This window comes from Erysipelothrix aquatica, from assembly GCF_009828825.1.
GTDB lineage: Bacteria > Bacillota_I > Bacilli_A > Erysipelotrichales > Erysipelotrichaceae > Erysipelothrix > Erysipelothrix aquatica_A.
Genome location: NZ_WTTA01000002.1, coordinates 211,967 through 237,327 on the forward strand (window position 1 = coordinate 211,967; position 25,361 = coordinate 237,327).

25 protein-coding genes and 12 tRNA genes are annotated in these 25,361 nt (G+C 37.8%); 17 read left to right on the forward strand and 20 right to left on the reverse strand.

What is annotated here, in order from left to right; translation table 11 throughout:
* Positions 1 to 459: 459 nt before the first annotated feature.
* Together GVV22_RS04210 and GVV22_RS04215 are read right to left on the reverse strand one after the other, a co-directional pair.
* Positions 460 to 534, reverse strand: a tRNA-Gln gene (locus GVV22_RS04210).
* Positions 535 to 721: 187 nt separating this feature from the next.
* Positions 722 to 1,822 carry an ABC transporter ATP-binding protein gene (locus GVV22_RS04215; protein ID WP_159648914.1) on the reverse strand — a complete coding sequence of 367 codons (1,101 nt, stop codon included), beginning with the start codon at positions 1,820 to 1,822 and terminating at the stop codon, positions 722 to 724.
* A 102-nt stretch (positions 1,823 to 1,924) separates the two neighbouring features.
* On the opposite strand from GVV22_RS04215, the gene GVV22_RS04220 reads away from it, so the two are divergent.
* From GVV22_RS04220 to GVV22_RS04280, 13 genes are all read left to right on the forward strand, one after another.
* Entirely contained in the window at positions 1,925 to 2,752 is an 828-nt protein-coding gene (locus tag GVV22_RS04220) for a helix-turn-helix domain-containing protein (RefSeq protein ID WP_159648915.1), read from the forward strand.
* Between the two features lie 104 nt (positions 2,753 to 2,856).
* The gene (pta, locus tag GVV22_RS04225) at positions 2,857 to 3,831 is read left to right on the forward strand and encodes a phosphate acetyltransferase (protein ID WP_159636056.1); all 975 of its coding nucleotides are present in this window, start codon (positions 2,857 to 2,859) and stop codon (positions 3,829 to 3,831) included.
* Positions 3,832 to 4,009: 178 nt separating this feature from the next.
* Positions 4,010 to 4,085, forward strand: a tRNA-Val gene (locus GVV22_RS04230).
* Between the two features lies 1 nt (position 4,086).
* Positions 4,087 to 4,162 (forward strand) — tRNA-Thr (locus GVV22_RS04235).
* Between the two features lie 17 nt (positions 4,163 to 4,179).
* A tRNA-Tyr gene (locus GVV22_RS04240) sits at positions 4,180 to 4,263 on the forward strand.
* A 5-nt stretch (positions 4,264 to 4,268) separates the two neighbouring features.
* A tRNA-Lys gene (locus tag GVV22_RS04245) sits at positions 4,269 to 4,344 on the forward strand.
* A 23-nt stretch (positions 4,345 to 4,367) separates the two neighbouring features.
* A tRNA-Gly gene (locus GVV22_RS04250) sits at positions 4,368 to 4,441 on the forward strand.
* Positions 4,442 to 4,571: 130 nt separating this feature from the next.
* Positions 4,572 to 4,647 (forward strand) — tRNA-Val (locus GVV22_RS04255).
* Position 4,648: 1 nt separating this feature from the next.
* Positions 4,649 to 4,722, forward strand: a tRNA-Gly gene (locus GVV22_RS04260).
* A gap of 215 nt (positions 4,723 to 4,937) precedes the next feature.
* Positions 4,938 to 5,013: transfer RNA gene (locus tag GVV22_RS04265), tRNA-Val, on the forward strand.
* 1 nt (position 5,014) lies between these two features.
* Positions 5,015 to 5,090, forward strand: a tRNA-Thr gene (locus GVV22_RS04270).
* Positions 5,091 to 5,094: 4 nt separating this feature from the next.
* Positions 5,095 to 5,170: transfer RNA gene (locus GVV22_RS04275), tRNA-Lys, on the forward strand.
* Positions 5,171 to 5,187: 17 nt separating this feature from the next.
* Positions 5,188 to 5,261 (forward strand) — tRNA-Gly (locus GVV22_RS04280).
* A gap of 142 nt (positions 5,262 to 5,403) precedes the next feature.
* Here GVV22_RS04280 and GVV22_RS04285 read toward each other — a convergent pair.
* Both GVV22_RS04285 and typA read right to left on the reverse strand, forming a co-directional pair.
* On the reverse strand, positions 5,404 to 6,204 hold the full coding sequence (locus tag GVV22_RS04285; RefSeq protein WP_159648916.1) for a Cof-type HAD-IIB family hydrolase: 801 nt from the start codon (positions 6,202 to 6,204) through the stop codon (positions 5,404 to 5,406).
* A 290-nt stretch (positions 6,205 to 6,494) separates the two neighbouring features.
* On the reverse strand, positions 6,495 to 8,279 hold the full coding sequence (typA, locus tag GVV22_RS04290) for a translational GTPase TypA (protein WP_159648917.1): 1,785 nt from the start codon (positions 8,277 to 8,279) through the stop codon (positions 6,495 to 6,497).
* Between the two features lie 362 nt (positions 8,280 to 8,641).
* On the opposite strand from typA, the gene GVV22_RS04295 reads away from it, so the two are divergent.
* On the forward strand, positions 8,642 to 9,829 hold the full coding sequence (locus tag GVV22_RS04295) for an MFS transporter (RefSeq protein ID WP_159648918.1): 1,188 nt from the start codon (positions 8,642 to 8,644) through the stop codon (positions 9,827 to 9,829).
* A 9-nt stretch (positions 9,830 to 9,838) separates the two neighbouring features.
* On the opposite strand, the gene GVV22_RS04300 is transcribed toward GVV22_RS04295, so the two are convergent.
* From GVV22_RS04300 to GVV22_RS04310, 3 genes are all read right to left on the reverse strand, one after another.
* Positions 9,839 to 11,029 (reverse strand): acyltransferase family protein, encoded by a 1,191-nt coding sequence (locus GVV22_RS04300; RefSeq protein ID WP_159648919.1) that lies wholly within the window; start codon positions 11,027 to 11,029, stop codon positions 9,839 to 9,841.
* 83 nt (positions 11,030 to 11,112) lie between these two features.
* Positions 11,113 to 11,916, reverse strand: coding sequence for an alpha/beta fold hydrolase (locus GVV22_RS04305; RefSeq protein WP_159648920.1), 804 nt, complete (start codon positions 11,914 to 11,916; stop codon positions 11,113 to 11,115).
* 333 nt (positions 11,917 to 12,249) lie between these two features.
* Entirely contained in the window at positions 12,250 to 12,924 is a 675-nt protein-coding gene (locus GVV22_RS04310; protein WP_159648921.1) for a response regulator transcription factor, read from the reverse strand.
* 118 nt (positions 12,925 to 13,042) lie between these two features.
* Between GVV22_RS04310 and GVV22_RS04315 the strand changes: the two genes are divergently transcribed.
* On the forward strand, positions 13,043 to 13,387 hold the full coding sequence (locus GVV22_RS04315) for a CidA/LrgA family protein (RefSeq protein ID WP_159648922.1): 345 nt from the start codon (positions 13,043 to 13,045) through the stop codon (positions 13,385 to 13,387).
* The gene (locus tag GVV22_RS04320; RefSeq protein ID WP_159648923.1) at positions 13,388 to 14,095 is read left to right on the forward strand and encodes an LrgB family protein; all 708 of its coding nucleotides are present in this window, start codon (positions 13,388 to 13,390) and stop codon (positions 14,093 to 14,095) included. It abuts the gene before it with no gap.
* A 31-nt stretch (positions 14,096 to 14,126) separates the two neighbouring features.
* On the opposite strand, the gene GVV22_RS04325 is transcribed toward GVV22_RS04320, so the two are convergent.
* The 10 genes from GVV22_RS04325 to GVV22_RS04365 all read right to left on the reverse strand — a co-directional run bounded on the left by GVV22_RS04325 (position 14,127) and on the right by GVV22_RS04365 (position 19,984).
* Positions 14,127 to 14,474, reverse strand: coding sequence for an InlB B-repeat-containing protein (locus GVV22_RS04325; protein WP_159648924.1), 348 nt, complete (start codon positions 14,472 to 14,474; stop codon positions 14,127 to 14,129).
* 157 nt (positions 14,475 to 14,631) lie between these two features.
* Positions 14,632 to 15,417 carry a metallophosphoesterase gene (locus GVV22_RS04330; RefSeq protein WP_159648925.1) on the reverse strand — a complete coding sequence of 262 codons (786 nt, stop codon included), beginning with the start codon at positions 15,415 to 15,417 and terminating at the stop codon, positions 14,632 to 14,634.
* Positions 15,414 to 15,989 carry an ECF transporter S component gene (locus tag GVV22_RS04335; RefSeq protein ID WP_159648926.1) on the reverse strand — a complete coding sequence of 192 codons (576 nt, stop codon included), beginning with the start codon at positions 15,987 to 15,989 and terminating at the stop codon, positions 15,414 to 15,416. Before GVV22_RS04335 ends, GVV22_RS04330 begins: the two co-directional genes overlap by 4 nt.
* The gene (locus GVV22_RS04340) at positions 15,986 to 16,738 is read right to left on the reverse strand and encodes a type III pantothenate kinase (protein ID WP_159648927.1); all 753 of its coding nucleotides are present in this window, start codon (positions 16,736 to 16,738) and stop codon (positions 15,986 to 15,988) included. The genes GVV22_RS04335 and GVV22_RS04340 overlap by 4 nt, the downstream gene beginning before the upstream one ends.
* An 85-nt stretch (positions 16,739 to 16,823) precedes the next feature.
* The gene (locus GVV22_RS04345) at positions 16,824 to 17,159 is read right to left on the reverse strand and encodes a hypothetical protein (protein ID WP_159648928.1); all 336 of its coding nucleotides are present in this window, start codon (positions 17,157 to 17,159) and stop codon (positions 16,824 to 16,826) included.
* Complete coding sequence (locus tag GVV22_RS10960; protein WP_166083462.1) at positions 17,156 to 17,302, reverse strand: hypothetical protein; 147 nt, start codon at positions 17,300 to 17,302, stop codon at positions 17,156 to 17,158. Before GVV22_RS10960 ends, GVV22_RS04345 begins: the two co-directional genes overlap by 4 nt.
* Complete coding sequence (locus GVV22_RS04350; protein WP_159648929.1) at positions 17,299 to 17,715, reverse strand: hypothetical protein; 417 nt, start codon at positions 17,713 to 17,715, stop codon at positions 17,299 to 17,301. Before GVV22_RS04350 ends, GVV22_RS10960 begins: the two co-directional genes overlap by 4 nt.
* 277 nt (positions 17,716 to 17,992) lie before the next feature.
* A complete protein-coding gene (locus GVV22_RS04355; RefSeq protein ID WP_159648930.1) occupies positions 17,993 to 18,442 on the reverse strand; it encodes a hypothetical protein in 450 nt (149 codons plus the stop codon).
* 230 nt (positions 18,443 to 18,672) lie between these two features.
* Positions 18,673 to 19,659 carry a CpaF/VirB11 family protein gene (locus GVV22_RS04360; RefSeq protein WP_159648931.1) on the reverse strand — a complete coding sequence of 329 codons (987 nt, stop codon included), beginning with the start codon at positions 19,657 to 19,659 and terminating at the stop codon, positions 18,673 to 18,675.
* Entirely contained in the window at positions 19,649 to 19,984 is a 336-nt protein-coding gene (locus GVV22_RS04365; RefSeq protein ID WP_159648932.1) for a hypothetical protein, read from the reverse strand. The genes GVV22_RS04360 and GVV22_RS04365 overlap by 11 nt, the downstream gene beginning before the upstream one ends.
* A gap of 141 nt (positions 19,985 to 20,125) precedes the next feature.
* Here GVV22_RS04365 and GVV22_RS04370 point away from each other — a divergent pair, with 141 nt between their 5' ends.
* Positions 20,126 to 21,238 (forward strand): FAD:protein FMN transferase, encoded by a 1,113-nt coding sequence (locus GVV22_RS04370; RefSeq protein ID WP_159648933.1) that lies wholly within the window; start codon positions 20,126 to 20,128, stop codon positions 21,236 to 21,238.
* Positions 21,239 to 21,313: 75 nt separating this feature from the next.
* Here the strand turns inward: GVV22_RS04370 and GVV22_RS04375 are convergent, their stop codons facing one another.
* From GVV22_RS04375 to GVV22_RS04385, 3 genes are read right to left on the reverse strand one after another with little or no spacing between them, the layout of a single operon-like run.
* Complete coding sequence (locus GVV22_RS04375; protein ID WP_159648934.1) at positions 21,314 to 22,210, reverse strand: UbiA family prenyltransferase; 897 nt, start codon at positions 22,208 to 22,210, stop codon at positions 21,314 to 21,316.
* Between the two features lie 3 nt (positions 22,211 to 22,213).
* Positions 22,214 to 23,152, reverse strand: a complete 939-nt coding sequence (locus GVV22_RS04380) for a polyprenyl synthetase family protein (protein WP_159648935.1) — start codon at positions 23,150 to 23,152, stop codon at positions 22,214 to 22,216.
* A 12-nt stretch (positions 23,153 to 23,164) separates the two neighbouring features.
* Positions 23,165 to 25,261 (reverse strand): FAD-dependent oxidoreductase, encoded by a 2,097-nt coding sequence (locus GVV22_RS04385; protein WP_159648936.1) that lies wholly within the window; start codon positions 25,259 to 25,261, stop codon positions 23,165 to 23,167.
* Between the last annotated feature and the right edge of the window lie 100 nt (positions 25,262 to 25,361).

A 25,361-nucleotide genomic window follows, 5' to 3' on the forward strand; every position in this document is an offset into this window, starting at 1 on the left:
CATTAGAAAGAAACCCCTTTCATAATTTATATCACTTCCTATATTGTCTTATCAATAAGCCTGTATAAGTTCTTTAATTCCCCCCCTACTAAGTTTGATAACTTAGTAGGGGGGAATTCTTCAATATGTCGATTCTATCAATTTTTTCAGCAAGTTCATCCATTTTAATAAATGCTCTTGTTGAAATTGATTACTATTTTTGTAGGTTTCTGTCTTGTAAAAACTCCTCATCTTTTTCTAAGGGCAGTGAGTGTTGTCCTGATAGAAACCTTAAAGCCACAATCCTAGACATTTTATTGTTTTTGAAAATCCTAATACTGAACCATCTAACTTAGAAATTCCGTCAAGAAAACAAGCCTTGAGCAAATCTTCCAAAGTTATTACGTTATTCTTGACAACAACCCCTAGTGAATACAAAAAACAACATCTCGTAGAAATGTTGCTTCGTAATTTTTATATTGGCTGGGCCACCTGGGATCGAACCAGGGAATGTCAGAGTCAAAGTCTGATGCCTTACCGCTTGGCTATGGCCCAATATATTGAGTGCTTTCAAGGCTATTCCCTTGATTGCTTACTCATTATATCATACGACATGTACAATGCAAGCCTAAAATACAAAAATTATTATAATTTGGATTAGACCCACTTAACACACGATTTTCTACTACATAAAGTATGTTTATTAGGAAGAAAAGTGGTGAATAAGTCACCACTTTTACAATTATTTAATGACGATTTCTGTCTCTGGATCGAAGAAGTGTGCTTTGTTGATGTTGAATGATAATTCAACTTCTTGATCAGCTTTATAAGTTTGGTTTACACCAACTTTCGCGATAAACTCATGACCACCAACAGATGCATGAAGCATTGTCTCAGCACCTAATAACTCAGATACAACAACTTTTGCTTTAACAACTGAATCAGGGTTTGATTCAAGAACTAACAACTCATCATGTATATCTTCTGGACGAATTCCAAACACGACAGGTTTTCCTTCATATCCTTTTTCTTTAAGAATTTTTAGTTTTCCTTCAGGAATGCGGAGGTTCAAACCATGGCATTCAATATGGTCATTTTCAACAACACAGTGGAAGAAGTTCATTGCAGGAGATCCAATAAATCCAGCAACAAACATGTTAGCAGGTGTGTTATAGACTTCCTTTGGTGTACCAACTTGTTGTACAAATCCAGACTTCATGATTACGATACGGTCAGCCATTGTCATCGCTTCCGTTTGGTCATGGGTAACATAAACTGTTGTTGTTTGAAGACGGTGGTGTAGTTTTGTAATTTCAGCACGCATCGCTACACGTAATTTTGCATCCAAGTTACTCAATGGCTCATCCATCAAGAATACTTGTGCATCACGAACAATTGCACGTCCTAACGCAACACGTTGACGCTCTCCACCAGATAATGCTGATGGTTTACGATCTAAGTATGTATCAAGACCTAAAATTTCAGCTGCATTTTTTACAGCTTTATCAATTTCATCTTTTGGCGTCTTACGAATTTTCAGACCAAAAGCCATGTTATCATAAACTGTCATATGCGGATAAAGCGCATAGTTTTGGAAAACCATCGCAATATCACGATCTTTTGGTTCAACATCATTTACAAGACGATCTCCAATATAGAGTTCCCCTTCTGTAATATCTTCAAGACCAGCAATCATACGTAGAGTTGTAGATTTACCGCACCCCGAAGGTCCAACAAAGACGATAAACTCTTTGTCTTCAACCTCTAAATTAAAATCTGTAACCGAATAGTTAGGGTTTTTGTCATACTTTTTATGAATCCCTTTTAACGAAATACTTGCCATTGGAAAGTCCTCCTAAATTGTAATTCAATTATAATATAGCGGTTACATTTATGATATAGTATTTATGACCAATGATTTTGTGCAATGTGCAAGGAGACGATTATGGACTTCAAACAGTTAAAAACTTTATATCCAATTGGAACAATCCAAAAACATAAGAGTAATCTTACTTCTGTACTATCCTTATATAATGGCGCTGAGTATTTCATTATCCCCAAAGAAGTGCTAAGTAATAGCGAGGTTCAATTATTACAATCATTAACAATCCGACAAGAACGTTCCTCGCCATGGTATGACTTTTTGTATCACCACATTTTACCATCTCAATTTGAAACAAAGTACTTTCAAGTTATCCATTTCATGGTTGAAAATCTTCACGATAGCTACGACCTTTGGCTTGAATCGTTTACATCATTTATTCCAGATATCGAAGAAGCTTTCTTTGTAGATGACCGATACGGTGTCTGTATTGTCAATGCCCCTACCACTAATTCAGAGCTAATAGAAGGATCTATTGCCACGCTAGATGATGATTTTGGAACAAAGACATCACTATTTATTGGGATCAATGCACTGGCCGATAATTCATTTCCTTATCTATATGATGAGGAACGCGCAATTTTCACTTCGAACTATCAAAGTCAAAAAGTTCAATCCTTTAAATCCTTATATATTCGCCACTACCTAAAATCAAGTCTTGTCGATTCTACCTATGTTCAAGTTATCAAACAACAAATTTATAGTTTTGAAGACATGGAAACACTCATTCGAACAATGTGGAATGAACAAGGAAATATAACATCTACGGCACAAGCGCTTTTCGTTCATCGAAATACACTTAATTACCGCATCGATAAATTCTATGAATTAACAGGACTTCAGCTTCGAAAACTGGACGATTTATTGCTCTGTTACTTAATAATTCATTAAATGAACACAAATTGTGTTCTTTTTTTGCATATCTTTGGCATAACTATAATATAGAACTTTCATCGTGCTATAATAAAAAGGTTATAGGAGGATTATTGATTCATATGGATTTATTTGAAGGACTTAAATCAAAAATTAAGGGACGCGATATTAAAGTTGTCTTCCCTGAAGGTACAGATGCACGTATCATCGGAGCTGCTGTCCGTTTAGCGTCTGATGGATTACTACACCCAATTGTATTAGGTGATCCAGCAGAAATTGCAAAAATTGCTGAAGAAAAAGGATTTATGGTAGAGCGTTTGGAGATCATCAACCCTGAAACTTATTCAGAAAAAGATGCAATGGTAGATGCATTAGTAGAGCGTCGTAATGGCAAACTTGCACGCGAAGATGCATTTAACTGGATTAAAGATGTTAACTATTTTGGTACAATGTTAACATACATGGGCCTAGCTGATGCTATGGTCAGTGGTGCAGTTCACTCAACAGGTGACACGGTCCGTCCTGCATTACAAATTATCAAAACAAAACCTGGTGTCTCACGTACAAGTGGAGCATTCATTATGTCAAAACGTAATGAAACATACCTATTCTCTGATTGTGCAATTAACATCAACCCATCAGCTCAAGAATTAGCTGAAATTGCTGTTGAATCAGCACGTACAGCCGAATTGTTCGGAATTGACCCTGTTGTTGCAATGATGAGTTTCTCAACAAAAGGATCAGCATCAAGTCCAGATGTTGAAAAAGTTATCGAAGCAACACGTATCGCTAAAGAACTTGGACCTGAATTCAAGATTGATGGTGAGTTACAATTTGATGCAGCATTCGTTCCAACAGTTGCTGAACTAAAAGCACCTGAATCAGATGTAGCTGGACAAGCAAAAGTATTTGTTTTCCCAGAAATTCAATCTGGAAACATCGGATACAAAATTGCACAACGTCTTGGTGGATTCGAAGCTATTGGACCAATCTTACAAGGTTTAAACAAACCAGTTTCTGACCTTTCACGCGGATGTGTTGAGGAAGATGTTTACAAATTAGCAATCATCACGGCAGCACAAACCTTGCTTTCATAATTCAACCAAATATTACATAAAACTATCTGTATTCAGATAGTTTTTTATTTGCTTAAACGCACTTAAATAGCCGTAATTTTGCATTTTATAAATTAAATCAAAATAATTCATATTTACTGTTGACTATCCTTAGGGGGTCATGGTATATTATTAAGGCGTTAAGGAAACAAGACGTCATGGAGGATTAGCTCAGTTGGGAGAGCATCTGCCTTACAAGCAGAGGGTCAGCGGTTCGAGCCCGTTATCCTCCACCATGCCGACTTAGCTCAATTGGTAGAGCAACTGATTTGTAATCAGTAGGTTGGGGGTTCAAGTCCTCTAGTCGGCACCAGTTTTAATAAGATGAATGGGGAGATAGCGAAGTGGCTAAACGCGGGTGACTGTAAATCATCTCCTTAGGGTTCGGCGGTTCGAATCCGTCTCTCCCCACCATTCGTGTCCCGTTAGCTCAGTCGGTAGAGCAACTGACTTTTAATCAGTGGGTCGTAGGTTCGAATCCTACACGGGACACCATTTCTTATTATAACAATCAATATGCGGGTGTAGTTTAATGGTAAAACTCCAGCCTTCCAAGCTGGCTACGGGAGTTCGATTCTCCTCACCCGCTCCAATACAAAAATTGCACATCGTTAAGATGTTTTTTTTTGCTTAAATCGATCTCCAAAGTAAAAAAACCATCAGAATTTCGAAATAGTTATTTACTCTGAATTCAATTAGAAGTATAATAACTATACGCAAACGGAGGATTAGCTCAGTTGGGAGAGCATCTGCCTTACAAGCAGAGGGTCAGCGGTTCGAGCCCGTTATCCTCCACCATGCGGGTGTAGTTTAATGGTAAAACTCCAGCCTTCCAAGCTGGCTACGGGAGTTCGATTCTCCTCACCCGCTCCAATATGAAAACAAGGCCACGTAATCGTGGTTTTTATTTTGATTCCCGTTGATCATGTACATTACTTTGCCATCAATTTCTGTATGTAATATTGAAGCATTAATACTTTTCGTGCTTTCTAAAAACAACACTTGATTGTATTGTCCTGCTTTTATATTTTTTTTATCTTTTAGGCTTTACATGTGTACTGTTTCGGTGTATTATAGGTAAGCGTTACGGAGGATTAGCTCAGTTGGGAGAGCATCTGCCTTACAAGCAGAGGGTCAGCGGTTCGAGCCCGTTATCCTCCACCATGCCGACTTAGCTCAATTGGTAGAGCAACTGATTTGTAATCAGTAGGTTGGGGGTTCAAGTCCTCTAGTCGGCACCATGTTGTCCCGTTAGCTCAGTCGGTAGAGCAACTGACTTTTAATCAGTGGGTCGTAGGTTCGAATCCTACACGGGACACCATTTCATATTATAAAAATGCGGGTGTAGTTTAATGGTAAAACTCCAGCCTTCCAAGCTGGCTACGGGAGTTCGATTCTCCTCACCCGCTCCAATATAAATTTCGTTAAACGTCTTACAGTGAGTATATACTCTAGAGACGTTTTTTTATTGTTATGGGATATTCATTAACATCACTACTTAAATCTAAAAATAAGCCACCAAATGACGAATGCATATGGTGGCTGCTTTTCTATTTATTGTTGAGACACTAAAATAGCTTCAATAAAATCGAGTATTGCTTCTGAATTATTGTCTTTTTCTAATACCACATCTGAGATATCTTTTACGCCTGGTCTTGCATTACCAACCGCGACACCTATCCCTGCTTTTTTAAGCATTTCGATATCATTATCGTTATCTCCAAATGCAAGAATTTCTGAATCTTTAACGTTCAATATTTTTTGAATTTTTTCTATCCCTTTAGCTTTGTGAACTCCAGGTTGGATCAAATCTATTGCAGTGTGTCCACTCGTGACTGGTGTGATTCCATCTCCCAAGATACGATGAAAAGCTTCAAGTATTGCCTCTAAATCTTGAGGCTCCACAATAAGCGCAAATTTGAGAATGTCATCCGCAATATTTTCCAGTGAGTCAACCCACTGAATTCGATGATTATAGTTAATAGCAAGGTCATAGAACTCCTGTGTTTGTTCTTTCGTTAGATATGCGGATTGTTTTCCACATACCAAAATATTTACACCTTCATATCCCCCAACGATATCAAATACTTTATGTACGGTATCCCACGGCATCACTTCGTGCTCAACGTCTTGGTAGTGGTGAATCACGTTAGCACCATTATCCGACACAAAGGACATCTCTTTATGGCGAGGAAAGAATGAACGAAGTTGGTAGTATTGATTTCCACTTGCCACTACGAATTCGACATTTTGCGTTTTCATCATATCAAATAACATATCAAAGCGTTGTCGATTGTAGTCTTTCATATCATTCAAAAAAGTTCCATCCATATCAACGGCAATCAATTTAATCATGTTTTCGTCACCCTTCTTATAGCTAAACTCAGTATTTTGTAAACTTAATCTTCGAGACTCCATCTCCTCTTTGCCATTCTCAAAGATGTGCCGCAACAATCATCCGTGCAGTTCTCGCAAGTTTCCAATCAACTAACTACATTCATTATACAGGCCTCAAGTAGTGTTGAACAGTTAGAAGAAACTCTATTGTTTTTTTCACACGAACTCAAGATTTAATAAATCAAACCAAAGGACACGACACCTTAAAACCACTCTTAAAAGAGAATTCATACAAAATCCCTTTCTTCCTATTGTCGTAAATCTTTTTTACGTAATCTAATATTCAAAGGAGTCACCTCAACAAGCTCATCATCACTAATATAATCCAGTGCATACTCTAAGGTAAGTGCGATGGGATCCTCAAGTTTCAATGCATCTTCTTTACCACCGCGTCCATTACCACGGTAACTATTCAATCGTTTATTACGAATTACGTTGACCCACATATCGTTTTCTTTGTTCGTAACTCCTACTATCATCCCCGGATAGACTTCCGTTTGGGCACCGATAAAAAAACTTCCTCGGTCTTGAATATGAAACATAGGAAAAGCCATTGAATTACCGGAACCATTGGAAATTAGTGACCCACGTTTGGGAACATTCATACCGCCAGCTTGCACATCATACTTATAATGCTGACGCATCATGATCGCATTACCACGCGTCATATTGATAAGATCTGTTCTAAATCCTAAAATGAGACGTGCAGGGATGTACCAGTATTGTCGAACCGTGTCATTGTGTTGTTCAACATTATATAGATTTCCGTGACGTAAGCTCATTTGTTCAATAATCTTTCCACCATACTTCTCAGGAGTCTCGATAATCACCCGATCAATTGGTTCATACGTTACGCCATTACGTTCTTCAAGAATTACGTGGGGTTTTCCGATAGAAAGTTCATATCCTTCACGGCGCATTGTTTCAATCAGAATCGAGAGATGTAACTCCCCCCGACCCGAAACAGTAAAGTAATCTGAGGATAACCCCGCTTCTACCTTCAGACCCACGTTAACCTCCAATTCGCGATCGAGTCGCTCTTTAATATTACGACTGGTGATAAACTTACCTTCTTTTCCTTGCAGTGGTGAGGTATTCACATAAAAGTTCATGGACAGTGTGGGTTGTTCTACCATGATTGCCTCCATAGGCAATGGAGACTCTAGAGAACAGAGTGTATCTCCAACAGTGATATTCGATATTCCCGATATCACAACGATATCTCCACTGTGGGTCTTCGTAACTTCTTTATGTGTTACACCATTATAAACGAACATTTTTTTGATTCGTGCATGAGAATACTTTCCGGAGTTATCAATGACACAGATAGCTTGCCCTTGTTCTAAAACACCTTGGTGGATCCGTCCAATCCCAAGACGTCCTAAATATGTGTCATAACCCAGTGTCGATACTTGCATCTGTAGTGGTTGAGTATCTTTATCCGGATAAATATCTGTATGTTCCAGGATTGTATCAAAGAGTACATCCATCGAGGCATCCCGTACATCTTGATGGCGACTTACCTTGAAATCTCGGGTTATGCCATAAAGTATCGGAAAGAATAACTGCGATTCATCTGCATCAAGTTCCAAGAACAAATCATATATTTCTTCAAGGACCGCCTCTGGACGGCGTTCAGTCTTGTCCATTTTATTTATAAGTACGATTGGCTTAAGATTTTGTTCTAATGCTTTTCGAAGAACGAATCGTGTCTGGGGCATGGGGCCTTCAACTGAGTCTACCAACAAAATCACGGTATCCACCGTCTTAATGATGCGTTCCACTTCTCCCGAAAAATCTGCATGACCGGGTGTATCAACTATATTAATTTTCGTATCTTTATACATAACCGAGCAGTTTTTGGAGTAGATTGTAATCCCACGTTCTTTCTCGAGATCATTGCTATCCATCACACGCTCTACTGACTTTTGCGCATGATTGAAAACACCTGATGCGGATAAGATTCCGTCAACAAGTGTACTCTTACCAGCATCGACATGGGCAATGATGGCAATATTTATTATTTTTTTCATTATTTATTTTCTTCGCTTCCTATTTATCTTTTAATTAAAGTACAGGAAGGTACACTAAAAAGATCTGTTTTATGTATAATCTTTTAGTACCTTCAATACGCTCTATTTATTTCGATAATATAGGTATTGGAGGTGTCATGACCAGAATTTGTTCGTTTGTTGACATGATATAACCTCGCTTTCGCACATTATATCATAGTTTACAAAAAAAATGAAAAGTAGCATATTCTGATTTACCTGTGATATAGTATACGTCGTTAGGAGATTAATTATGAATTTTACATCTATAATTAAAAAAATAGCTCCCCTACCCGATTTTGATGTTTTTACTCAAGGTATCTAATCGTTAGGAGGATTATTTTTTGATTAAAAACATCGAATTTAGAAAACCAAGTTTTATACTTATAATTATTTTATTGGGCTTCCCTCAACTTCATGAGGCAATGTTTGCCCCTTCATTACAAACTATATCCCTTAATTTTGACATTTCTGTCGCTAGTGCTCAAGCGACCCTGAGCATTTATTTTGTAGCGTTTGCGATTGGCGTCTTATTTTGGGGTTTTTTCTCAGATAAGTTTGGCCGTCGTCCCGCATTACTGTCGGGATTTGTTATATACTGCCTGGGAACGGGTGTAATGCTTACGAGTTCATCGTTCAATTCTTTCTTAATAGGACGCTTTGTCGTAGCATTCGGTTTAGCGACCGGTTCAGTCACCACTCAGACTATCTTACGCGAGAGTTTTGATACACAGATTCGGAGCAAACTGTTTTCGCAAGTATCCATCGCACTCGCAATTGTTCCAGGAATCGGACCCTTGCTCGGCGGTTATCTGATTGAGTCATATAGTTTACGATTTCTCTTAGTAGTATTCTTAGTCTGCGGACTTATTATAGTATCTTTAACGTATTTACGTCTTCCCGAGACAAATGTCATCACAACAACACGTAATGCTAATTTTTTTGCCGTCCTTATGCGAATGCTTCGGTCAAAACGAGTATGGATGTATGGTTTTTTTATTGCAGCCATGAACGTGATTATGTCTATTTACTATCTTGAAGCACCTTTATTATTCCCCGGATGGTTTGGAATATCACTTGCTACAACTGGTAGTCTCGGTATTAGCCTTGCAATTGCAACAATTCTTGGTGCATCAATTGCACAATTACTGCTTAGAAACCATGCGCCGAAGCAAGTGCTCCAGATTGGAAACTATGTACTTATATCGGGATCTATTTTAATGCTCTTCTTTGGATATATCGCAACGAGCACAATCCTATCACTGACACTGTATATGGGAGGAATGTTCCTTGTTCGTGTCGGAACGGCCATTTCCTTATCAAACGCTATTAGTTTAGCACTTGAGGATTTTCAAGATGTATATGGTACTGCTGGGTCTCTTCTTAGTCTCGGATATTATCTCGCAATAAGTGTGTTGTTACACATCATGTCTATAATCCATAACGGTTCATTATTAGTCATGCCGTTGTACTTTATCATTTTAGCGCTCTTAATGATCGCTATGACTTCTCTGTCTGGACGTAATGACTAAAAAACTCTGCTATGCAGAGTTTTTCTTTTTATATGATCTATATCTTCGATTAATTTGGATAAAACACCAACTTGATATGTGCGTTAATACAAGGGTGATGAGCGTCAATAGTAATGCTCCCAACAACGTTGTTTGCTGCTTAATTACCCCTAACACACCGCAGATGATGAGAGGATGAATTAAGTAGTAATATTTATAGTATTCACGTATCGACTCCTTGAACGGCATCCTAATTGTAAATGGTAATTGTAATGCAGTTGTAAACATATAGAAAACGGTCGGAATCGTCATGAACATCAAATTACTGTCCAAACGATCTACTTTTTGAAGCAACATCACTTCAACTAAGAATAGTAAAAAACTAACTACAAGTTTGGTCAAAGATGCTTTTACAAACACGATGTTCTTTGCTTCCATCGCATATCCCATAGCGACAAAGAATGTTCCAAAGAATAAGAAGTTACGTGTTGTAATGAAAATATTGTAGTAATATGTGTTTAAAATTGTCTGAATTGCCTTGGGTAGTAGGCCAAAATAGGTCTCAGTAGCTCCCAATGCAAATAGAAGAAACGACACAATCAGTAGAGAACTCAGTTTGAATCGTTTTAACCACGCATTCGTGAATAATAGTGCAACAATCAAGGCAGGGTAATACCAAAGATGATAGTATGTACCAGAATAGAGAATTCCTACAAGAAGGCCTACGGGATACAACATCGGCGAAAGTCCCATTTCTTTAATATATTGGAGTCCAAATGGTAGATAGATCAGGCACCAAATAAGATATGATGGAATCAACCCTTTAATATAGCATTTGAAGTATGCTGGGTTTTGTTTTTGTTTTTTCGCGACAAAATATCCAGATGTTATGAAGAAGAACGGCACAAACAACCGCGAGATCATATTATTAAACAATAGATCGAGCGGATATGAAATATCTTTAAAGGGTCTCAAGTGTAAGATGACAATTAACACCGCACCAAAATACCGAAGAAAATCTAAGTTCTCAAATCTTGGCTTCTCTGCACAATCATTGTATGTATCATATTGATCAATTGCATGAAAAAAGAGTCCAATTGAAATAGCAATTGGAATGAGATACGTCAAACTATTTTCGTAGCCAGTCAACACTTCATAATTCCTGAGCAAGACTGCAAGAATAAATACAACCACACTGATAATCGTCGCTTTTTTAGTCATTATAATTCTCTTTCTCTTCTTTCTATTATACATGATTTTACTTCTCGTTTATCAACCTTACAGAAATGTACTAAAAAAGAGGCTTACGCCTCTATCTCGTGATCCAACCAGGATGCTATTCGTGCAACAATCGCTGTTGCCTCGCGAATTCTTAGTAAGTCATGCTCTTTACCAGGGAGCACTTCGAGTGTCTTATCACTGCTCCCAATGGCTTCAAAGAACTTCTGGCTTCCTTGCCATGGTAAAATAGGATCATTTTCACCATGAAGTATCAATACTGGATGCTTATACATACTTGTGTGTTCCCATATGAACTCTTGAGCTTCAACTAATGATTCTACAATAAACGTCCTACTAGCACGTTTCAGTACATACGGCGAATCCATTGCCACTAATTGCTTGATACCAGCATCACCCGATGTTCCCATGAGTTCTAAGAACTCATGAATCGAAATTGAAGATTCTGTAATCTCTCGAAATTGTGGTTGAGGCAAAAGTCCAGGACCTAATAATATTTGCCCTGCTATCGCATAAGGATACATGATTCCATAGACTGCAGTAATCATACCACCCAAACTAAATCCCATTGTATAAACTGGAAGACTTGAGTCACGATCTTGAACCCATGTTACGCATACATTCAAGTCATCTGCAAAGTCTTGGAAATGTTTTAATTCGCCAAGAGGGGCTGTCGTTCTGCCATGACCACGGACGTCATATTTGAAGACATTGTATCCATGAGCATTGAACATTGGTGCTAACCGTGAATAGTGAGCACTGTATTCGACAAATCCATGACTGAATACAATTGTTGCTTTCGCATGCTCTACTTCATGATATTGGTAGTAGATATCATAATTATCATATGTTTTTAATGTGCCATCCATATAAAAAGACCTCATTTCTAACTTCTGTATCTTATCACAATAATCCTTCATGCTCCACTGTAGCGCCATAAGAAAAGCAAGGATCCCCACCCTTGCTTTTCTCTGCTCTGCATGTCTGCAAGTGATTAAATATCACTTACATCCCCGTCTTTCTAAATACCCCACCGTATTTAGAAGACTTATTAACACAAGGATTATGTCTTGTGTACTTTTAATTTACCACAATTATGATGTTAATGTTATAATATTACCCCATTTTTAGTCCCATTAACCATATTTTTGTTCAAATTGTATAAATTTGATAGGTTTTACATGAAAAAAGATAGGGTTTCCCTATCTTTCGGCAAGTCGAACGCCAACGCCCCATACAGTTTGAATGTATTCAACGCTAGGATCAATACGACGTAATTTTTTTCGAATGCTGCTAATGTGTACATTTACGGTATTCTCATCCAAGTTTTCACTGTCGCCCCACACACTGGCATACAGTTGTTCCTTTGACACAGTACTATTTGGATTCGACAAAAGTAGCTTCATAATTTCTGTTTCTTTTTTAGAAAAGTCAACGACCTTCCCGCCCAACTCGAAACGGTATTCGTTTGGGAAGAATCGGATATTTTTGAATCGTATTCCTCGATTTTCACTCAACTCATGATCCAATGAAAGTTGTTCTTCAATTCTTTTGATGAGAACTGGATTTTCGATTGGATAAACATAATAATCATTAGCCCCAGCTAAAAGCATCCCCATTACCCGACTCGGATCTAACCCGTCAGTCAAAACAATTATAGGAACAGGACTCTCGTCTCGAACCATTTCCAAAATCTTTGCACTTGGCAAATCAGGAAGACTCATATCGAGTAAAATCAAATCTGCAGTATGCGCTTCAAGAATATTGATCGCTTCATAGCCGCTGAATGCGTTAATCGTATGGTAGTGGTCTCGTAAAGTTTGTGATAATTCTACGCCTAACATACGATTGTCTTCGACAATAAGTATTGTTTTCATGCTTTCCCCCTTTGCACTAGTATATCACGTAAATTTAATTAAGTGATTATTAAGCTCCTATATTGGGGTTTTTGACGTTTATATGGTAAAATATCTACGTTTGTTGGAGGAAAAGTCTGTGAAAATTGTATCTCAATTTCTAATTATCGCTGGTTTTACGTTTATCGGCGATAGCATTACAGCATTATTCAAACTTCCGATTCCGGGTAGCATTATCGGATTATGTTTGTTATTTGCTGCACTGCAATTTAAACTCATTAAAGTCTCATCAGTCGAAATGGTCGGCACTTGGCTCAAAAATAATCTCGCGTTTTTCTTTGTTCCTGTTACTGTAGGCATCATGATCTATTTTGATGTCTTACAAGCAACATGGGTAGAGTTCGTGATTATCTTAATTATCTCAACCCTCGTCACCTATGTTGTGAGTGCCTATACAGCAACCAGGGTTCAAGGAGATAAATAGATGGATAAAATATTTACAAGCCCACTGTTTGGATTAGTTTTATCGATGGGAGTATATGTACTGATGACGAAAGTACAAAAAATTCTAAAGTCAGACTTGTTCAACCCACTACTCATGTCGAGTATCTTTATTATCGCTTTCCTCATGATTTTTAATATTTCGTATGAATCATACAATATTGGTGGCCAATTTGTCTCTGCACTCATTGGCCCTGCGACAGTCGCACTCGCAATTCCACTTTATATGAACCTTGGAATGCTCGCAAAGTATAAACGCGTTATCCTCGTTTCAATCAGCGCAGGGGTCTTGGCTCACGCCATTACAATCGGTGTTCTAGCATCAATCTTAAAACTATCACCTCAGATGATTGCTACAGTAATCCCCAAATCTGTAACAACGGCGATTGCTGCTGATGTTGCAGTCTCACTAGGTGGCATTTCAACACTTACTGTCTGCATTGTTATTATTACTGGAATCTTTGGTGCTGCACTTGCACCATTGCTTAATAAAATATTCCGCATTGATAGCCCAATTGCTCAAGGCTTAGCACTCGGAACAGCTGCACATGCTGTTGGAACGTCGAAGGCTATTGAAATGGGAAAAGAGCAGGGAATTATGTCTACCCTCGCTTTAATATTGACTGGAATTTTTACGGTTATCATTTCCCCGATTACCAAGATTATAATTTTTGGACTACTTGGTATCTAAAAGGTCGACTTATGTCGACCTTTTTCATTGTTTATTTTTTATGGATATAATTGATACTTTCATCTAAATCAGCAAGAATGCCACCCGCGTATATATATTTTTCATCATTGTGAGTTACTCTTTGAACTGAGGATTGTTTGTTTGCAGCGAACATGTCTTTTTGATCCCACTTCGCGTGCAAAGTTACATCTTCAATAACAATGTCACTTTCAAAGTTCCAAGGGTATTTCAGTGCTTCATCGTGGAACCATCCCTTGAAGATAGCGTCATTACGTGTCGGACGTTGTGGTTCTGGAAGATAATTTCCATCTGTGACAAGAATACTCGATATTTGCGTTACAGCATTACCTGCGTCAAATTTAACTTTATAATCATTCATAGTTTAGCCTCCATCTGTTCTTGGTGATTTTACTATCTCACGAAGTAGTTTTTTGATGGGGATATTGTCATTAAGTATGGCATTCATGTCATGAATATAAACTTTTTATTAAACTATGAATGATAATAACCAAATTAAAAGGATACGTTGTATCCTTTTAAAAATCTAAAATCACAATTTCTGGACGAGCAAAGAATCGGATGGGTAACATTCCAACAGTCCCTCCCACGCCCGACGATACGTACATTGAACCCTGTGGTCGACGAATCATGCCATGAACGAGTGTTTGGTCAAATTCAGAATTTGTAATTGGCGCATATAAGCCAAATAGTGTTACCTGACCCGCATGTAGATGACCAGCTAATGCCATATCGACGTAAGTGGACTTCGGCAATTTTTCAAAGTAATCGGGATTATGTGTTAGTAAAATTGACAAATTGTCTTCATGAATCGGAAACACTGGGACACCTTTAATTGCATCATCAACCCCGATAATATCGAGACCGTGATAATTATAGATTTCGTTAACGAGCACTGTTACACCAATATCTTGTAGCATCGTGACCGATTTTTCATACTCTCGATAATCATGATTTCCGAGAACTGCAACCTTGGGTGCATTGATACTGTTGATATATTCAAAGATAGGGGTATTCTGTTTCCCTTCTTGATGGATATAATCTCCACCTAATAGCACTAAATCCGGTTTGAGAGCATTTACTCTGCGAACAAGATTTCGGGAAGCTCCATGCAAAAATGGACGTCTCTTGTGATCAAACTGTAAATCGGAAATGAAAATAATTCGCTTTCCCTTTAATCCATCTGGAATCTTATGCTTTGTATCAAAGTCTATGGGTTTCAAATATATATTCTTGAGCCAACGATATTCGATAAACGAATAAATGAATATTCCCAGTAACGCAATTAGTAGATATTTAATCAATGGTTTTTGACCTTATTCAGAGCAACTGAAGTCGGTACTGCAATAACCACGCTGGCAATGATTTCGAATATACCATTTGATAAGAGAACAGATCCAATCAATACAAGTGCGCTTGTTGGTGCTGCAGCTAAAATTTCTGGACTTGCAGAACCTGTTGCCGCAATATACATCGCAAGCAATACTGCGACCGTATGAACAAGAGTAGCCACAACTGAGGTAACAGAAGCTACCACCACAAAGTTTTTTGTGAGCCGCTTCATCAAACTAGCTACCACTACGATACTAAGTCCAAAGATAATTCGCGGCAGAACCGATACTAAAGGGTTCACGAACAATACATCGAAGACTCCTACTGGCCGTGTTGCAGCAATAAACATCGCAGCGACACCAAATGCAGTTGCGTTTATTAACGCTGCTTTTGCTCCGAGCACAAGCCCAGCAATAATAACTGGAATATGCATTATAGTTATCGAAACAAAACCAATATTGATCATACCTAAACCTGGTACTAATGCCAAGATAAGTGTGATTGCAATGAACATTGCGTTCATTGTTATGTCTCTAACTTTCATCGTTTAAACGCTCCTTTCTGATAGATCTCGTAGAGTCCATCATTTAGTAAAAATTCATCATATATAAACGATTCTGTTGCTCCATGAATAATTGAAGCATAACCGCCTGTTATAATTTTTGTACAAGATGTTCCCAGTTCTTTTTCCATTCGCATCGCCAATCCTTCGATTTGCGAAACAAGTCCATATAAGGCACCCGATTGAATTGCATCAATAGTCCCTGAGCCAATCACTGTTTTTGGAAATTCTAATGCAACTTCTGGTAGGTGAGGAATATATTCAGCGAAAGCTCGCATGGATGTCCCAATCCCTGGTATAATGGCACCTCCTAAAAAAGAACCCGTTTCATCAACAACCGTTAATTTTGTCGCACTTCCGACATCCGCAATAATCGCTGGTGTTTGGTACTTTTGAATTGCACCCCATGATGTTGCAATGAAATCCGCCCCAATATCATTTGGATTATCCAACTTAATCGTTAGTCCATCAATGGAAGTTGCGTCAATCATAATTGGTTTCTTTTGATATAGTAATTCAATTATTTCAATAAACTGATCTTTGATCATGGGGACAACGCAGGATACGATGATATCCTCCGGAATTTCTTTGATAATTTCTTTAAATTTAATGGTATAGTTTTTAATTACATCTTTTTTGTAAGTGTCAATACGCGCTTCTAAAACTCGCTTGTTATCTTTATAACCGACAATGACCGTATTGGAATTACCGATGTCTATCGTAATAATCATACATTCACTCCTAGCGTTTGTTGCAATATTACAATACACGATATTTCACTTTTTTACCACTAATACGACATTTATGGAGAGGCGCTCATTGCGCCTCATGACTGTTATATGCGTACCCATAGGCAGATATTTCAACTGTTTGTGGAATATAACTAAAGTTATGTACATATTGAATCCACACTTTGAATTTTCTATCTTCATTTTTCACAAAATATGTACAATTTTTACAGTTGTTTTTCGATTGTATTCTTTCTTTCACCAGCGAATCGTACCGGTCATGAACTTCAATCTCATGAACAATTATATCTCGTAGTGTGTGAACTTGTTGAATACCAATAATCAAGTTACAAAAATCCAAGGTAACTAATACTCCAAGTCCAAAGAAAACCATTAATACATAAAATTCAATTGATATCTTCATTTACGTACTTCTGCCATTCCATTCCACTTCCCTACGAGTGTAGTTCTTAAAATATCCTTAAATTCGTTCGAAAAGACAATCATTCCTGTCGCAATAATTGTTACAACAAGAACCATACCAAATTCTTCAAAAAAAGACTTCAAATGCCCCACCCCCTTTCCATTAAGGCAACGATTACTTGCATCATCAAAACCAAAAACAAGCATCCGACCGAAATCAACGGAACTAAACCCAAAGGAGTATACATTTCGACATTTTGCGTATATGCAAGTAAGCGTTGCTGTCGAAGTCTCCCATTATTGATTTCAATGATACGTTGTAACTGCCGGGTCGCATCAGCAGTTGATTCCACACAATATCGGTACAGATACTTCATCGTTTGACGCATCTCTGGCGTTGACGCCCGCGTCATGAAACCAACAAATGCTCCACGATCTTCCGGATTTGCTTCAATTGTTTTAATTAAGTTTTCCACATCTTGTTCTAAATTCCTAGGTACCGTTTCTAAACTTAATTTCAATGCATGAAGGAGTGTATTCGCCTGAATAAATGTCAAAATTGATTGAATCCAAATCGTGAACGAGAATTGAAGTGTAGCGCATGTTTTGCGATATACAGAATTCAATTTTTTTTCATAAAATAGAATAAACAGTGGAATTACGACTAGAAATCTATCTGAGAAACAGGTGCACACTAGACACATGCCCACCACGACATACACAGTCCGTTCATAAGGTACGCCAATCAAATCATTTCTTGCTCGAATGGTGTGCCACAACAGGCTACGTATAAGTTTTGTGCCAAAAATAATCCAAAATGTAAGCAAAAGAATATTAAAAAACATGTTCCCTCCTTAAAGTTAGGTCACGCCGAAGAATTCTAAAAACGACACAGATAAAACTATTGATTAGGACTAAGAATAGGAATAGCATTATTTCATAATTAGGAAGTATTGATCGTGGAGTTGCTTGCATCAACATTTCGCATACAAAATGGGTAACTAAAATACTTATTGTTGAAAGTAACACTAGCATTTTAACTGTCTGAATCAAACGTCCACTATACCCATTTACAGCATCGTACCAATAGTCAACTTCAGCTTCTAAATCATAAAGTTTATTGTCGACATCCTTGTCCCCATGGATGATGTCCACAGCTAAAACAGAAATCAACGTTTTCCATGAATAATGAGAATGAATCAACGCGAGTTTTTTGAAATCGAAATCTCCTCTTTCAAATTCTAAGAGTGGGAGTTCCCCAGAATTATTTTCAATATTTCTCATGCTCACTAAAATGTTGTGTGTAAAGCGATATCTTATTATCAAACTTAGTGTCATTTGATATTGCGCCGTAACCCTTTCTTTATTTATCTCAAAAGTCGTAAGAGATGTCACAATATCTTTGATAAAAACGATTAAAACAAGTAGATACACACCATTTAGAACTATCGAAAACTTAAACATCATGAGGATAATCAATTGTGCGCATGCATAAACGCAAATACTCTTTACCTTTACCACTGGACACCATACAGTTTTGCACGACTTTTGATTTTCTCAGGAAGTGTATCCAAATCAACAACTCCCCCATGTTGATAGATTGTCACTGTTGATTCCTGATTAAAAACGACAATTTCCCGTACACGCCTCATAATGCCCTCACTCGTGTGTAGTAAATCAATATGTATTCCAACATCAAAGAGTGTCTCTATCTGCGCTAACATGCGTCCACTATCAAATGATGCCTCATTCATCATGAATAATATACGGTTGGGTATCTCTTTAGCACTTCGAGCATGAATAGTACTTATTAAATGTAGTCCTGTTGAAACACATTTTAACAATTCGAAGGCTTCCGAACCCCTTACTTCACTAAGTAGTAACCAGTCAGGCCTTTGGCGCAATGATGCTTTAATCGCATCATCATATGACATAACCTTATTCGTTTTCAGCGCAACACAATCACGACTTGGATGGAGCACATCATAGTGAATTTCCATACTGTCTTCGAGCGTAATCACCCGTTCTGTGTCCCCAATAAACTGTGTTAAAAATTTTAACAACTCCGTTTTCCCCGATCCTGGCATTCCACTTATCATTACATTGCAACGACACTGTATGCTACTCACCAGAAAGTCCAAAGCCGCTTGCGATATGTATCCTTTTTCAGTTATGGATTTGAAATCGTAACGGCATTGTCCACTTGTCTTACGAATTGAAATACAAACCTCTTTAGAAATTGTTGGATGAAGAACACTTACTCTTAAAAAACCAATTTCTGTTTCAAAAATCGGATTACTCACTGTAAAAGGAAGATTCACAGCATTTGAAAGCCGCAAGACTAATCGATATACTGCGTCTTTATCACTAAAATCTTTAACGACATAACGCCCCTTATTTAGGTCATCAACCCACAAATCTTTGCCATTGTAATTGAGATCAGTCACATCCTCTTGATCAACATACATCTGGAACATCTCGAAATCAAATCTAAGAAGCATAATACTCCTCAACCATAAGCCTATCTAAAGAATATGTATACCCACCAATTTTTCTTTCAATCCCAAAGCGCATCGCATTAGGGAATAAAGACGTTTCAAATCTCTTAACTGTGATTTCTCCGCCATAATTCTCATGAAATACGTTCATAACATTTACCAGTAATGTCTCTTTAGGATAGTCACTCGTTATATTTCTTCGCATTGCTTGATGGTGGGCAAAACGAATTTGAAAATGATGAGATGCCAATATAGCCACAAACATTGCGAACCCACTTATACACGCAACAATCGTGATGAGACCAACACTCCAAAATATATGTTTCATAGTTTCAACCTTTCGTTAGTTCAGTTCCATTTTTCACAGAATTGGATTCAATGTCATTTTTAACCAATCTTCTTTCCCTGACATAACTAAGTATGAAGTGATACCTAAATATCCTAAAAATATCTATGGTATAATACACATATGAAAAAATTCGCATTCATCATGGCGACTCTATTGATCTTAACGGGTTGTTCAATAAAGTCTGGTGATAACTACACAAAATACGAAGCCCGTACCTCCGAAGTTGGATTTGATACTGTCATGACCTTCGTCGCATATACAAAAGATGAGGCAACTTTTAACGACTACTTTAGTAAAGTTAAAGCAGCTTTTCTGCGTTATAATGCTTTATTTGATAAGTATAATGACTATGAAGGAGTCGCAAACATTAAAACTATCAACGACAACGCTGGAATTGCACCCGTAACCGTTGATCCTCTAATTATAGAAATGCTCGAACGCTCACGCGACTATACTGAAGTTTCAAATGGTTATTTCGATATTACTTATGGCTCTGTTATGGAAATTTGGCATTACTATCGAGAGGATGGTATTGAAAAAAATGCATCTGGCGAACCTGGCGAAATCCCAACACAAGATGTTCTCGAAGAAGCGGCACTCCACGCAGGATGGCAATTTGTCGAAATTGATAAAGCAAATAACACCGTCTTTCTTACCGATGCCAAAACAAGACTCGATGTAGGTGCAATTGCAAAGGGCTACGCAACGGAACTTGTTGCTTTGGAACTAGAAGAAGCTGGATTAGAATACGGTGTTGTAAGTGGGGGCGGAAACGTTCGTACCATCAATACGAAGCCAGATGGTGAAGCATGGGCAATCGGTATTGAAAAACCATCAATGCTTGTCAAAAATGAAAGTCTTGATGTATTCCGTATTCCACATTCAATGTCAATTGTTACATCAGGTGATTACCAACGGTACTACATAGGCCCAAATGATGTTACTTATTCACATTTAATCAATCCGAAAACATTGCAACCGCAATCAGTATTCCGTTCAGTAACAATATTTACACCGGATTCGACCATGGCAGACGCACTTTCAACTGCTGTCTACATGATGTCATATGAAGAAGCACAGATTTTCATTCAAGACTTCAATACAAAATACCCTGACAAATCAATTGATGTGTTGTGGGTTTCGGAAGATCATCCTGAATGGTATCAATTGGAAGACTATGACTTTACTTTCACTGGCAACATTAAACAATATTCCGCTTTTGCAAATAAATAACGCAAACAAATCTAACCGAACCGCCAATCTTGAACAAGGATATGGAAGTTCGGTTTTTATATAAAAAGAACTTCTTTATAAGAAGTTCCCAATGATGACCATCAAATCATAAACAAACATGATTGTTATAAAATTTTTGATGATATATTTAAATGATAGACGTTTTACCAAATCTTTAGTATATGCATTATAATTCTTTAAGACACGTGGTGCTGTGACTAACGTTAGCAATGCAAGCCAAGGTATCACACCTAGTACAACGGCGGCTACAATCGCTACATACACACCGATATAAAGTATCTTCATCAAAACTACTGCATTTTCCTTACCAATATAGTACGGCAACGTATACCGCCTAACAAGTACGTCTGCATCAATATCACATGTATTGTTCGCAAGCATGATACTTGAGGTGAGAAGTGTCGGTGGTAAAAAAATTATCAAGAAATAGATAATATTCACGAGATTAAAGTGCATCGTGACATTTGGAGCTACAAAGTTGAAATCGACCAGTAGCCCTGGGTTGTTAGCATGAATCAAGATAAATGGAATAACATAACCATAGAGTACGCCAGAAATAATTTCTCCGTACGGTTGGCGAGAGATCGGAACCGGACCCCATGTATACAAAATTCCAATCCCAAAACAAAGCATTCCCAAAATCAAGATGACAAAATCAGTCAAGTATACTAAATATAGACCAGATAGAGTAGCAATCGTAAGCATTGCATAAATGATTGCACGCCCTTGGTTTCGTGTATAACCAATATCTTGGCCATTTTCTTTTGAGTCGATGTAATTATTGATGGCAGTTGTCGTTAAATCAAAGACAAACATACCAACAAAGAAAACAAGTGTTGCATCCCAACGAATCTGTGATCCATTAAATACCATTACGCCAAGCGTTAAGGCAAAGGGAAACAAACTTGTTATTTTAGTTTGTATTTCAGTATATTCTAATATTTTTTTCATGTATTACTTTCTCATTGCTAAGTTTAAGATACGCATGAGTTCCTCTCGTTTGGTATCTATGATATCAAGATTTTCAATTGCTGTCTTGGCTGTTGCATAATATGTTTCGGCTTTCGCAATTGTAATCTCAACACCTTTGGAATTGCGAACATACTGGTTTACATCTTTACGTGTAAGCTCATGTTGTTCCGCTTTTTGTAATGCTTCTGGGTAAGTACTAAAAGCATGAATTAATGGTAGTGTAATAACACCTTGCTCAAAATCTGATTGTACAGGTTTTTTTGCAACAGACTCATTATCATCAAAGTCCATCACATCATCCAACAATTGAAAAATCATACCTATCGCATGTCCAATTGTTTGATAGGTTTCTTGTTGTTCCCGAACATCATCCGATGTTGCGACTCCTGAGTACATTGCAGCCTCAAAGAGTTTCGCTGTTTTACCATCAATAATTGATAAATAATCTTTAACTTTTAATTTGTAATTTCCATTATTAATATGTTGATTAAGTTCACCCAATGCAATGGCTTCCATATATGTCGGTAAACTGTAACCGAGATAGGTTTCTTTTTTCTCTGTTTTATTAGCTAATGACATTGACGCTGCCATAAGGTAATCTCCACAAATAACAGCTGTTTTACGTCCGTATTTTTTATGGAGTGTTGTTACGCCGCGGCGTGTATCTGCATCATCCATGACATCATCATGAACCAGTGTTGCCAAATGTAATAACTCAATCGATGCAGCAAAAATTACAGCATCGTGATGAATTGATCCATCTTTGTTTTGTGCCGCTGCAAGGACTGCTGCTGCGCGGATGTATTTTCCTTCGGATTTTAAAAGGTGTTCTATATACTTTCTAACTATTAAAGGAGAGGTTGATATTGTTACACCAACCTCCCGTTTAACATATTCTAAGTATTCTTCAAATATGTTCATTAAGATTACCTACTAATCGTGGTAGATGTACCACTTCTTAACAAACGGTATTCCAGACCACCATTTTTTGAGTTTTGGCATTACCCAATAATCTAAGCTTAATGTGTTTCCACCGAAGATTAATGCGATACCTGCTACTACCATCCATACAGTATTTAAGTATAAACCAGTTGTCATTAAGAACATCACTTGTAATACAACTGACATCCCTGCTGCCAGCGTCGTAAAGAGTCCTACAATTAATGCTAAACCAATTCCTATTTCCATAACAACAACCATTGTTTGCATAAATACTTGTAATTGTGGATTAGGAATGATGACGTCATTTACAAACCATGTCATCAAGTTGAAGTCAATCTTGAAAGCAAAGTCTTCAAGACCTGATTCTAATAATGGTTTTCCAGTTACAAAGATTGGTTGAATAATGTTTAAGAAGTTCCAGTGTAACAAGACAGATCCAGCAGCTTCGCCACCACCGGAACCTGTTGCACCTGCGACTGCGTCAGCAGCGCCTGTAGCACCTGCTGTTACATCAGCAGCGATTTTACCAGCACCGTTAACGACTGAAGCTCCAGCGTTCACAACAGTTGTTGTAGCTGCTTGAGTTGCTTCAACGACTTTACCAATGACGGATGATCCTGCATTGATATCGGCTCCACCGGCACCAAGTAAGCTATCATACCATTGTTGTGCACCACCGAAGAATCCTGAAAGTTTAGGATCTCCTGCTAACCAGCCTTCATTAACTTTTTTAATTCCTTCAAATAACCAAACTGCTCCTAACCACACACGAAGTGGGAAGAGTAAGAAACTTGGAGTACGGTTTGAGAAGTTTCCACCGACAAAACTACGACGGTTACGGATTGTAAAGATTTCATGTTTCAAGTAACTGAATACTTTGTTCCAACCTAAAACTTGGAGGAAGTAAACACAGTTCATCATGTGTTTTGCAAACATTGCAAAGAATGATACAAGATTAAACTCAACTTTTCCAAGTTTAATATTTGCAGTTCCCCAACGTCCACCGATACATACCATCGTTCCATGGAATGCTGGCTTGTATGCTGTTAGATTTTTACCGCCACGAATTTGTTCAGCAATATTTTTCGCAACGAGACCACCACTTTGTTCGGCGTTTTCAACCATTTGTGGTAATGGACGTTCTTCACCTTCAAGCACGAAATATGTGTTATCACCGATAACATAAACGTCTTCGCGACCTTTTGCACGTAAGTACTGGTCTGTTTCAATACGGCCACCACGTTGTGCAGCTTCAAGTTCTGTACCGGATTGTGCTGTAATGTCTGTACTTTCAATACCAGCTGTCCAAATAACTGTGTGAACAAGGTTTTCTTCAATATTACCGTTGATATCTAAATGAATAGCATCTTCAGTAACTTTGATAACTTTTGCGTTAAGTTTAATTTGAACGCCCATTTTTTCTAAACGGTTTTGTACTTTATTTGCGAGTTTTTCTGGTAATGTCATAACGGTACGTGGCATTGCGTCAACTTCTACCATTGTGACATCACTTGGGTCAATTGAGAATTTGTCACATAATACTGGAACGTATTCTGCAAGCTCTCCCATCATTTCTACACCCGTGAATCCTGCTCCTACAACATAGAATGTTAGCAAGAAACGACGCTTTTCAAGGTTTGGTTCTTGTGATGCTTTAACAAATACATCATTGATATGGTCACGTAAACGAACTGCATCATCATATGACCACAGTGTAAATGTATTTTCTTTAGCGCCTTCAATTCCAAAGAATGTTGGTTTTGAACCTGCTGCGATTACAACATAATCGTATTCGTAGCTTTCATTTGCACCTTCAACGATTTTTTTGTCAAAGTCAATTTTTTGAACTGTATCAAGTTTTACGTTGACATTACGTCCAGCAAAGATTTTTTTCAAATCCATGCGAATTGAATATTCATCAACACGGCCTGCAGCAACTTCATGAAGTTCTGTCAACATCGTACTGAATGGATTGCGGTCTATAATAGTGATTGATACTTCTGGATCTTTTTTGAATTTTTTAGCTAACTTTTTCGCAGCTAAAATCCCAGAGTATCCTGCTCCTACAACAACTACTCTCTTTCCCATTTTCTATTTCTCCTTTAATTACTTTTGCCTTCATATTATAGCGTATCGCTAATTTGTTCACAATCTTGTGGTTTGTTACATCGAGATGTTTCATGCCCCA

Coding starts and splice junctions, on each gene's coding strand:
- typA (WP_159648917.1), bottom strand. CDS start 8,279: ATGAAAAAAATAATAAATATTGCCATCATTGCCCATGTCGATGCTGGT.
- GVV22_RS04220 (WP_159648915.1), top strand. CDS start 1,925: ATGGACTTCAAACAGTTAAAAACTTTATATCCAATTGGAACAATCCAA.
- GVV22_RS04340 (WP_159648927.1), bottom strand. CDS start 16,738: ATGATTATTACGATAGACATCGGTAATTCCAATACGGTCATTGTCGGT.
- GVV22_RS04310 (WP_159648921.1), bottom strand. CDS start 12,924: ATGAAAACAATACTTATTGTCGAAGACAATCGTATGTTAGGCGTAGAA.
- GVV22_RS04375 (WP_159648934.1), bottom strand. CDS start 22,210: ATGAAAAAAATATTAGAATATACTGAAATACAAACTAAAATAACAAGT.
- GVV22_RS04385 (WP_159648936.1), bottom strand. CDS start 25,261: ATGGGAAAGAGAGTAGTTGTTGTAGGAGCAGGATACTCTGGGATTTTA.
- GVV22_RS04285 (WP_159648916.1), bottom strand. CDS start 6,204: ATGATTAAATTGATTGCCGTTGATATGGATGGAACTTTTTTGAATGAT.
- GVV22_RS04355 (WP_159648930.1), bottom strand. CDS start 18,442: ATGAGAAATATTGAAAATAATTCTGGGGAACTCCCACTCTTAGAATTT.
- GVV22_RS04320 (WP_159648923.1), top strand. CDS start 13,388: ATGGATAAAATATTTACAAGCCCACTGTTTGGATTAGTTTTATCGATG.
- GVV22_RS04325 (WP_159648924.1), bottom strand. CDS start 14,474: ATGAATGATTATAAAGTTAAATTTGACGCAGGTAATGCTGTAACGCAA.
- GVV22_RS04370 (WP_159648933.1), top strand. CDS start 20,126: ATGAAAAAATTCGCATTCATCATGGCGACTCTATTGATCTTAACGGGT.
- GVV22_RS04345 (WP_159648928.1), bottom strand. CDS start 17,159: ATGAAGATATCAATTGAATTTTATGTATTAATGGTTTTCTTTGGACTT.
- pta (WP_159636056.1), top strand. CDS start 2,857: ATGGATTTATTTGAAGGACTTAAATCAAAAATTAAGGGACGCGATATT.
- GVV22_RS04365 (WP_159648932.1), bottom strand. CDS start 19,984: ATGAAACATATATTTTGGAGTGTTGGTCTCATCACGATTGTTGCGTGT.
- GVV22_RS04335 (WP_159648926.1), bottom strand. CDS start 15,989: ATGAAAGTTAGAGACATAACAATGAACGCAATGTTCATTGCAATCACA.
- GVV22_RS04300 (WP_159648919.1), bottom strand. CDS start 11,029: ATGACTAAAAAAGCGACGATTATCAGTGTGGTTGTATTTATTCTTGCA.
- GVV22_RS04305 (WP_159648920.1), bottom strand. CDS start 11,916: ATGGATGGCACATTAAAAACATATGATAATTATGATATCTACTACCAA.
- GVV22_RS04380 (WP_159648935.1), bottom strand. CDS start 23,152: ATGAACATATTTGAAGAATACTTAGAATATGTTAAACGGGAGGTTGGT.
- GVV22_RS04360 (WP_159648931.1), bottom strand. CDS start 19,659: ATGCTTCTTAGATTTGATTTCGAGATGTTCCAGATGTATGTTGATCAA.
- GVV22_RS04215 (WP_159648914.1), bottom strand. CDS start 1,822: ATGGCAAGTATTTCGTTAAAAGGGATTCATAAAAAGTATGACAAAAAC.